The sequence below is a fragment of the Hydrogenophaga sp. genome, from assembly GCF_031426985.1.
In the GTDB taxonomy this organism is placed as follows: domain Bacteria; phylum Pseudomonadota; class Gammaproteobacteria; order Burkholderiales; family Burkholderiaceae_C; genus Hydrogenophaga.
On record NZ_JASJOY010000159.1, the window covers coordinates 25159 to 33104 of the forward strand.

Here is a 7946-nt window from a genome sequence, read left to right on the forward strand (position 1 = left end):
CCCCCTGGCCTGTGCGTTGGCCAGCGTGGCTGCGTACCTGCCTGGTTGTGGCCGGCCTCGCGCTGGCCGGCCCGGCCCTGGCCGCGGTCTGGCGGGTGGCCCCGGGCGGCGACCTGCAGGCGACCGTGGCGCGGGCGGCGGCGGGCGACGTGGTCGAGGTGCAGCGTGGCTTTTATGCCGTGAACCTGCGCATCGACAAGCCGCTGACGCTGCGCGGCATTGACCGCCCCACGCTCAGCGGCGGCGGCCAGGGCGACACCATCCGCGTCGTCTCGACCGACGTGCTGATCGAGGGCCTGATCGTGCGCGACTCGGGCACCAGCCTCAAAGACCAGAACGCCGGCATCTACCTCCAGCCCGGCGCCCACCGCGCGGTGGTGCGCCGCTGCGACCTGACCTACAACCTGTTCGGCCTGTGGATCGAAAAGGCCAACGACGTGCGCATTGAGCACAACGTCATCACCGGCCTGCGCGACCTCAACTCCGCCCAGCGCGGCAACGGCATCCAGCTCTACAACACCCAGGGCGCGCGCATCGTCGGCAACCACATCGGCTTCGTGCGCGACGCGCTCTACGTCGACGTCTCGCACCACGCCGAGTTCCGCGGCAACCGGCTGCACCACAGCCGCTACGGCACGCACTACATGAACTCGTACCACAACCTGTGGGAAGACAACGACAGCTACAACAACCGCGGTGGCCTGGCGCTGATGGAGGTGCGCGACCAGGTGGTGCGGCGCAACCGCACCTGGGGCAACACCGACCACGGCATCATGCTGCGCACCATGCAGGACTCGGTGATCGAGGACAACGTGGTGGCCGACAACGACCGCGGCTTCTTCATCTACGACGTCGAATACGTGACGCTGCGCCGCAACCTGGTGGTGAACAACCGCGTCGGCGTGCACCTCTCGGCCGGCTCCACCCGCAACCAGGTGGTGGGCAACGATTTCATCGGCAACCGCGAACAGGTGCGCTACGTCGGCGCGCGCGACGAGCCCTGGGGCCGGGCCGAACCCGGCCAGGGCAACCACTGGAGCAACTACCGCGGCTGGGACCGCAACGGCGACGGCGTCGGCGACGTGGCCTACGAAGCCAACGACCTGGTCGACCGCCTGCAGTGGCGCCACCCCATCGTCAAGCTGCTCATGGGCAGCCCCGCCGTGGAGGCGCTGCGCATCCTGGCACAACAATTTCCCGTCCTGCGCGTGCCCAGCGTGGTCGACCCACACCCGGCCATGGCGCCGGCCCACCCCCAATGGAGCACCTGGCGTGACCAACCACAACGCTGATGCCTTGCGCCTCGAAGGCGTGACCAAGACCTATGGCAGCGCCAAGGCGCCGCTGAACGCGCTCGACGGCGTCGACCTCACCGTGCCCAGCGGCCAGCTGTTCGGCCTGATCGGCCACAACGGCGCCGGCAAGAGCACCCTGTTCAAGCTGGTGCTGGGCCTGATCCGCCCGAGCAGCGGCCAGATCCGCGTCGACGGCAGCCTGGTCAACGGGCCGGACTTCCGCGCGGTGCGCCGCACGCTGGGCTACCTGCCCGAGAACCTGGTGCTCTACGACAACCTCAGCGGCCTGGAGACGCTGCAGTTTTTTGCCCGCCTCAAGGGCGCACCCGAACGCCAGTGCGGCGAGCTGCTGGACCGCGTGGGCCTGGGCGGCGCGGCACACCGGGCCGTGCGCGAATACTCCAAGGGCATGCGCCAGCGCCTGGGCTTTGCGCAGGCCCTGCTGGGCGAACCGCGGCTGCTGCTGCTCGACGAACCCACCACCGGCCTGGACCCGTCGGCCATCCGCGACTTCTACGACCAGCTCGACGCGCTGCGGGCCCAGGGCGTGACGCTGGTGATCAGCTCGCACATCCTGGCCGAGCTGCAGCAGCGCGTGGACGCGCTGGCCATGCTCAGCAACGGCCGCGTCTGCGCGCAGGGTTCGGTGCAGTCGCTGCGCGAGCGCTCGCGCATGCCGCTGATCTTTGTGCTCTCGGGCGCGCCCGAGCAGCTGCACGCCATCGGCCAGCAGCGGCCCGACGCGCTGGCGGACGCCGCGCTTGACTGGCAGCCCGTGGCCGCCGACCGGCGCGTGCTGCGCTGCGACCGCCGCCACAAGATGGCCGTGCTGCACTGGCTGGGCCAGGCCGGCCTGGCCGACCTGCAGGTGCAGGAGCCGTCGCTGGAAGACGTGTATTTCGGACTGAAGGAGGCCGCATGAGCGCGACGCAGGGCCGTTCCCAAGCAAGCTCGCACCGCAGCCCGCAGGGCGAAGGTACTCCAGTGTCCTCCGCCCTCACCTGGCACCAGATGCAGGCCCTGGCGGCCAAGGAATTCCGCGACCGGCTGCGCAACCGCTGGGTGCTCGCCGTCGCCGTGGTGTTCACCGCGTTCTCGCTGCTCATCACCTATTTCGGCGCGGCCGCGCAGGGCCAGATCGGCCCGCGCTCGATCGAGCTGACCATCGCCAGCCTGGTCAGCCTGGTGATCTACCTGATCCCGCTGATCGCGCTGCTGCTGGGCTTTGACGCCATCGTCGGCGAGCGTGAGCGCGGCTCGCTGGACCTGCTGCTGGCCCTGCCCATCACGCGGCTGGAGCTGCTGCTGGGCAAGTACCTGGGCCTGGCCGCGGCGCTGACGCTCTCCACCGTGGCGGGCTTCGCGCTGGTGGCGGGGGTGCTGTACCAGCGCTTTGGCCTGGGCGCGCTCTACCACTACGGCGGCTTCGTGCTCAGCTCGGTGCTGCTGGGCCTGGCCTTTCTGAGCCTGGCGGTGCTGCTGTCGGTGCTGGCGCGCGACCGCACCCGCGCCTCGGGCCTGGCGATCGCGCTCTGGTTCGGCCTGGTACTGGTGTTCGACCTGCTGCTGCTGGGCCTGCTGGTGGCCACCGGCGGTCAGGTCGGCGGCGACGCCTTCGCCTACCTGCTGCTGCTCAACCCGGCCGACATCTTCCGCATCCTCAACGTGTTTTCGCTCGACGACGCCCAGCGCCTCTACGGCCTGGCCAGCATCCTGCCGCCGGCCATGGGCCATGTGGGCGGGCTGACGGCCGCCATGCTGGCCTGGATCGTCGCCCCCCTGCTCATCGCCTCCTGGAGATTCCGCGCATGAACCCCGACACCTCTCTCATCCACCGGCGCCGCCTGCTGTGCGGCTGCGCCGGCCTGGCCGGTCTCGCCGCCCTCAGCCTCGCCGGCTGCGGGCAGGACGACGCCACGTCGCAGGCCCAGGGCCCGGTGGACTTTGAAGCGCAGTCCAGCTGTTCGCTCGACGGCATGCTGCTGTCCGACTACCCCGGCCCCAAAGGCCAGATCCGCTTCGCCCAGGTGGCCGAGGTGCAGTGGTTCTGCGACACCGTCGAACTGCTGTCCACCCTGCTGGCCCCGGAACAGGTGCGCGCCGTGCTCAGCGCCCACGTGCAGGACATGGGCCAGGCCGACTGGGAGCAACCCCGCGGCCACTGGGTCGACGCGCGTCAGGCGCTGTACGTGCTGGGCAGCCGGCGCAAGGGCTCGATGGGGCCGACCGCCGCCAGTTTCGCCACCGAGGCCGGCGCACAGGCCTTCGTGCAGCAGCACGGCGGGCGGATGTTGCGCTTTGCCGAGCTCCAGCCCGCGATGGTCGATCTCAGCGGCGGCGCCCAGCAAGACACGCGCATGTGACCATGCTCAAGCGACGCAGCGCCCTGGGGCTGGCCGTGGCCGGCGGTGCGGTCCTGCTGACCGGCGCCGCCCAGCGCTGGTGGCCGCCCGGCGCGTCCCGCGCGGCACCGGGCACCGCGCCGCCCGACGACATCTGCCTGGTCGCGCCGCCGTTCCCGTTCGACCCGTCGGCGGGTCTGGCGGTGGCCGCGGCGCGCCCCATCCCCGCACACGCGCGCTGTCCGGTGTGCGGCATGTTCCCGGCGCGCCAGCCGCGCTGGGCGGCCCAGGTGATCTTTGCCAACGGCGACGTGCAGTACCTCGACTCGCCGCTGAGCCTGTTCCTCTACCTGCAGAACGTGCCGCGCTACACCGTGGGCCAGCAAGCCGACCGCATCCTGGCCACGTACGTCACCGACCTCGACAGCGGCGCCTGGGTGCCGGCCGAGCAGGCGGTCTATGTGCAGGGCTCCCGCACGCCCGGCCCCATGCGGTCGGGCAACCTGCCCGCGTTCGCCAGCGCGCCCGCGGCCGAGGCCTTCATCGCCCGCCAGGGCGGCAGCGCCGTGCGCGCCGACGCGCTGCGGCAGGCGCTGCCCACCGCGCTGCAGCGCCTGGCCCCGCGGCAACACGCCGGCCATCCGGGCGCCGCTTGACCAAAGTCAAGCCTGCCATCAATGATTCATCACAAATGAACATTAAAATCCAGGGATCGCCCATCCCCTTTCCACGAAAGCACCCCATGCAAGCACGACACCTCCTGCTCTCCCTGACGTGTGCCCTGGCCCTGGCGGCCTGCGGCGACAAGCCCGCCGAAGCCCCCGCCGCCAGCCCGGCGCCGGCCGCAGCCCCCGCCGCCCCGGCGCCCGCACCCGTGGCCGAAAACACCATCGGCAAGAAGGTCTACGGCTCCACCTGTTCCATGTGCCACGCCGCCGGCGTTGCGGGTGCACCCAAGCCGGGCGACAAGGCCGACTGGGGCCCGCGCATCGCCCAGGGCAACGACACGCTCTACAAGCACGCCCTCGAAGGCTTCACCGGCGCCAAGGGCATGATGCCGGCGCGCGGCGGTGGCGCCTCGCTCAGCGACGAGGACGTCAAGGCCGCCGTCGACCACATGGTGGCGCTGTCGCAGTGATCGAACCCAGGGCCACGCCATGAACCTGCAACGACGCCAATGCCTCTCGGGCCTGGGCCTGCTGGCAGCCGGCTGGGCCCTGAACCCGGGCCTGGCCCTGGCCGGGGTCCGGCGCGATTCGCGCCCGCTGATGGGCACCCGGGTGGACCTGGTGCTCGGCGAACCCCATGCCGACGCCCCGCTCGCCATCGACGCCGCCTGGGCCGAAATGCAGCGGCTCGAACGGTTGATGAGCCGCTACCGCAGCGAAAGCCTGGTCTCGGCGCTGCACCGGCAGGCGGGCCGCGGGGCGGTGCAGGCACCGCCCGAACTGCTGGCCGTGCTGCGGCGGGCGGCCGCGCTGTCCGAGCGCACGCGCGGCGATTTCGACATCAGCGTCGGTGCCTACCAGGGCTGGTCTTTCGACGCCACACAACCCCACCGCCCCTCGGCGCAGGAACTGCAGGAAGAGCGCCGGCTGGTGAACCACCGCGACGTGCGCATCGAGGGCGACCGCGTGCGCCTGGCGCGCCCGGGCATGCGCATCGACCTCGGCGGCGTGGCCAAGCTGCCCATCCTCCAGGCTGGCATGCGGGTGCTGGAGCGCCACGGTGTGCACCACGCCATGATCAACGGCGGCGGCGACGTGCTCACGCGCGGCCAGCTCCACGGCCAGGACTGGCGCGTGGGCCTGCGCGACCCGCGCGCGCCCGGCCAGCTGCTGGGCGTGCTGACCCTGCGCGACGGCTGCGTCGCCTCGTCGGGCGATTACGAACGGACCTTCCTGCAGGACGGCCGCCGTTACCACCACGTGCTGGACCCGCGCACCGGCTGGCCCACCGAAGGGGTGCGCGGCGTGGTGCTGGTGGCCCGCGACACGGCCACGGTCAACGGCATCGGTGCGGCCGCCATGGTCGGCGGCCCGGCACGGGGCCTGGGCCTGATGGCCTCACGGCCCGGGGTCGACGGCCTGCTGGTGGATGCGGGTGGCGCGATGCACACCCACGGGCGCATGGCGCAGCGGCTGCAAGCCGCCTGAGCCCTTTAGTTCCTTCGACGCCTTCTGCGCCTTCAAGCCTTGCTGGACGGCTTCGCCGTCTTGCGGGCCGGCGTCTTCACGGCCGGCGCGGCCGGGGCCACCGGGCGCTTGAGCGGCGCCATCTGGATCGGGATCAGGTGGGGCAACTGCCCCGCAACGCTCGGGGCGCGCGCACTGGGCGTCAGCAGATCGGCCAGCGTCACGCCGTCGAGCGCCGCCAGAAAGGCCCCCATCGCCTGGCCCAGCGCGCCCTTGAGCCGGCAATAGCCGTCGAGCCGGCAGGTGTTGCTGCCGGCATCGAAACACTCCACGAGGTTCAGGTCGGGCTCGGTCTCGCGCACGATCTGGCCCAGGGTCAGCTGGCGCGGATCGGCCAGCAAGCGCAGGCCGCCTCCACGGCCCCGGGTCGTGCCCAGCCAGCCGTGGCCGGCGAGGATCATCACGATCTTGGTCAGGTGGCTGCGCGAGATGCCGTGGGCCTCGGCAATCTCGCTGACGGTGGGGGGATGTTCCCTGCCCGCGCAGGCGGCGCAGTACATCAGCACACGCAGGCTGTAATCGGTCCACTGGGTCAATCGCATCGGGTCGCCATTTTGATCGGGATACAGGCCGGGGTAGCCTGCCTTGCCACTCTACCCCGATTTTCCGAGACGGCGACCGCCGATCACTTGATGAAGCGCACCTGCTGGTTGATCCGATCCAGGATCGGTTTCTTCTTGTGATGGAAGACCGCCTGGTTCGCACCGGCAAGGGCCCGCAGGCCTTGGTCGACCGCGCCGCCCAAGCCGTCAGCCCTTGAGCAAGGCACCCGCGCCGTCGCGCACCTGCAGGTCGATGGCGATGCCCTGGCGCACGCTCATGGAGACGGTGCAGAACTCCTCGAACTGCGCCAGCACGCGGTCCAGGTGCTCAAGCTCGGCGGCGGTCTTGCCCAACTCCAGCTGCACGTGGATGCGCTGGATGCGCAGGCGCTTGTTCTCGTTGCGCCCCATCTCGGGCGTGGCGGTGGCGGTGAGCGCCCCGGGGTCCTGCTTGAACTTCTGCAGCGCAAACAGCAGGCTGGCGCTCAGGCAGTTGGCCACGGCGGCCAGCAGCATGTGATCGGGTGCCGGGCCGCCGCCCTGCCCCAGCGGGGCCGGCTCGTCGGCCAGCAACTGCGGAATGAGCGGCCCAAAATCGACCAGAAACTGGTAGCCCGACTGGCGGGTGATGGTGACGCTGGCGTTTTCACTCATGGCGGTTCCTCTCGGGATGCGGGCGGTGGAGCCACCATCGTACCCATCTCCCAGGGGTATCCGCCGCCGAACCGATCAGCCGCCGCCGCGCTGCATGCTCAGGTCGAACGGTTTCATGAAGGCCTTGCGCTGATCGGCGTCCAGCCCGTCAAACAGGAAGCACACCCGCAGGCGCTGCACCCGCAGCAGCGCGATGCGCCTCTCGGGCAGGGGTTGCCAGTCGATCGTCAAACGCCCCGTGCCGATCTGCACGGTGATTGAAGCACCTTGGCGTTGCCAGGGGTGTGCGCCGATCGCACGCGGCATCCCGCCCAGCCACTCGGCTTCGTTGCAGCCCATGTCGCGCTCGAAGCGCTCGGGGTAGTCGGCCTGCATGCGCCCGCCTGTTGCGCTGGACTCAACCGCCCGCGATGGGGGGCCAGATGGCCAGCACATCGCCTTCGCTGAGGGTGGCGCTCAGGCGCTGTTCGGGCGCGATGTACTTGCCATTGACCAGCACCAGGTGCACCAGCCTGGGCGGCAGGCCAAAGGGTTCGATGATCTGGCTGATGGGGGCGTCGGGTGCGACATCGAGCTCCACCTGGTTGCTGCGCCGGGCGTCGGGTGGCAGGTGGTCGGTGAGCGTGGCGAACAGTTTGAAGGTGATCTTCATGGCGAAGGATTGTGCAGAAAACAAAGGCCCCCGGCCTGTGAAAGGGCAAGGGGCCTGCGGCTGAACCGATGTGGGTCAGGCGCGTCGACGCCCGTCTGCCGCGCCCGCCCAGTGGCCCTGCCCCTGGGCCGCCGCCAGATAGGCGTCCATCAGCTTGGTCGGGTCGGCCATGAGCCGGTCCTTCCACTCGCCCAGCTTGACCTGACCTTCGACCAGGCCGCGCATCACGCCCACGTGCTCGGTCCAGCCCACGCTGTTGCAGCCCA

General features: G+C 70.7%; 11 protein-coding genes and 1 pseudogene. 7 read left to right on the plus strand and 5 right to left on the minus strand.

Features of this window, described 5'->3' with window-relative positions; translation table 11 throughout:
- The first annotated feature begins 11 nt into the window (after positions 1-11).
- The 7 genes from RMP09_RS17320 (at position 12) to RMP09_RS17350 (ending at position 5793) form a co-directional block, all read left to right on the plus strand.
- A complete protein-coding gene (locus RMP09_RS17320; protein ID WP_409559749.1) occupies positions 12-1292 on the plus strand; it encodes a nitrous oxide reductase family maturation protein NosD in 1281 nt (426 codons plus the stop codon).
- The gene (locus RMP09_RS17325) at positions 1273-2217 is read left to right on the plus strand and encodes an ABC transporter ATP-binding protein (protein WP_310567228.1); all 945 of its coding nucleotides are present in this window, start codon (positions 1273-1275) and stop codon (positions 2215-2217) included. The genes RMP09_RS17320 and RMP09_RS17325 overlap by 20 nt, the downstream gene beginning before the upstream one ends.
- 89 nt (positions 2218-2306) lie before the next feature.
- The gene (locus RMP09_RS17330; RefSeq protein WP_310567239.1) at positions 2307-3107 is read left to right on the plus strand and encodes an ABC transporter permease; all 801 of its coding nucleotides are present in this window, start codon (positions 2307-2309) and stop codon (positions 3105-3107) included.
- Positions 3104-3658 carry a nitrous oxide reductase accessory protein NosL gene (locus RMP09_RS17335; RefSeq protein ID WP_310567229.1) on the plus strand — a complete coding sequence of 185 codons (555 nt, stop codon included), beginning with the start codon at positions 3104-3106 and terminating at the stop codon, positions 3656-3658. The genes RMP09_RS17330 and RMP09_RS17335 overlap by 4 nt, the downstream gene beginning before the upstream one ends.
- Before the next feature lie 2 nt (positions 3659-3660).
- Positions 3661-4293 carry a nitrous oxide reductase accessory protein NosL gene (locus tag RMP09_RS17340; protein WP_310567230.1) on the plus strand — a complete coding sequence of 211 codons (633 nt, stop codon included), beginning with the start codon at positions 3661-3663 and terminating at the stop codon, positions 4291-4293.
- A gap of 86 nt (positions 4294-4379) precedes the next feature.
- Complete coding sequence (locus tag RMP09_RS17345; RefSeq protein WP_310567231.1) at positions 4380-4775, plus strand: c-type cytochrome; 396 nt, start codon at positions 4380-4382, stop codon at positions 4773-4775.
- 19 nt (positions 4776-4794) lie between these two features.
- Positions 4795-5793 carry an FAD:protein FMN transferase gene (locus RMP09_RS17350; RefSeq protein WP_310567232.1) on the plus strand — a complete coding sequence of 333 codons (999 nt, stop codon included), beginning with the start codon at positions 4795-4797 and terminating at the stop codon, positions 5791-5793.
- A gap of 32 nt (positions 5794-5825) precedes the next feature.
- Here the strand turns inward: RMP09_RS17350 and RMP09_RS17355 are convergent, their stop codons facing one another.
- The 5 genes and pseudogenes from RMP09_RS17355 to RMP09_RS17375 all read right to left on the minus strand — a co-directional run.
- Positions 5826-6374, minus strand: coding sequence for an Rrf2 family transcriptional regulator (locus RMP09_RS17355; RefSeq protein ID WP_310567233.1), 549 nt, complete (start codon positions 6372-6374; stop codon positions 5826-5828).
- A 207-nt stretch (positions 6375-6581) separates the two neighbouring features.
- The gene (locus RMP09_RS17360) at positions 6582-7028 is read right to left on the minus strand and encodes an OsmC family protein (RefSeq protein WP_310567234.1); all 447 of its coding nucleotides are present in this window, start codon (positions 7026-7028) and stop codon (positions 6582-6584) included.
- 75 nt (positions 7029-7103) lie between these two features.
- Entirely contained in the window at positions 7104-7403 is a 300-nt protein-coding gene (locus tag RMP09_RS17365; protein ID WP_310567235.1) for a hypothetical protein, read from the minus strand.
- A gap of 22 nt (positions 7404-7425) precedes the next feature.
- The gene (locus tag RMP09_RS17370) at positions 7426-7680 is read right to left on the minus strand and encodes a MoaD/ThiS family protein (protein WP_310567236.1); all 255 of its coding nucleotides are present in this window, start codon (positions 7678-7680) and stop codon (positions 7426-7428) included.
- A gap of 75 nt (positions 7681-7755) precedes the next feature.
- A pseudogene (locus RMP09_RS17375) lies at positions 7756-7946 on the minus strand (NAD(P)/FAD-dependent oxidoreductase); the annotation flags it as partial.

Excerpts from the sequence above, each read along its gene's own strand:
- RMP09_RS17330 (WP_310567239.1), top strand. The coding sequence starts at position 2,307 with ATGCAGGCCCTGGCGGCCAAGGAATTCCGCGACCGGCTGCGCAACCGC.
- RMP09_RS17335 (WP_310567229.1), top strand. The coding sequence starts at position 3,104 with ATGAACCCCGACACCTCTCTCATCCACCGGCGCCGCCTGCTGTGCGGC.
- RMP09_RS17340 (WP_310567230.1), top strand. The coding sequence starts at position 3,661 with ATGCTCAAGCGACGCAGCGCCCTGGGGCTGGCCGTGGCCGGCGGTGCG.
- RMP09_RS17345 (WP_310567231.1), top strand. The coding sequence starts at position 4,380 with ATGCAAGCACGACACCTCCTGCTCTCCCTGACGTGTGCCCTGGCCCTG.
- RMP09_RS17350 (WP_310567232.1), top strand. The coding sequence starts at position 4,795 with ATGAACCTGCAACGACGCCAATGCCTCTCGGGCCTGGGCCTGCTGGCA.
- RMP09_RS17355 (WP_310567233.1), bottom strand. The coding sequence starts at position 6,374 with ATGCGATTGACCCAGTGGACCGATTACAGCCTGCGTGTGCTGATGTAC.
- RMP09_RS17360 (WP_310567234.1), bottom strand. The coding sequence starts at position 7,028 with ATGAGTGAAAACGCCAGCGTCACCATCACCCGCCAGTCGGGCTACCAG.
- RMP09_RS17365 (WP_310567235.1), bottom strand. The coding sequence starts at position 7,403 with ATGCAGGCCGACTACCCCGAGCGCTTCGAGCGCGACATGGGCTGCAAC.
- RMP09_RS17370 (WP_310567236.1), bottom strand. The coding sequence starts at position 7,680 with ATGAAGATCACCTTCAAACTGTTCGCCACGCTCACCGACCACCTGCCA.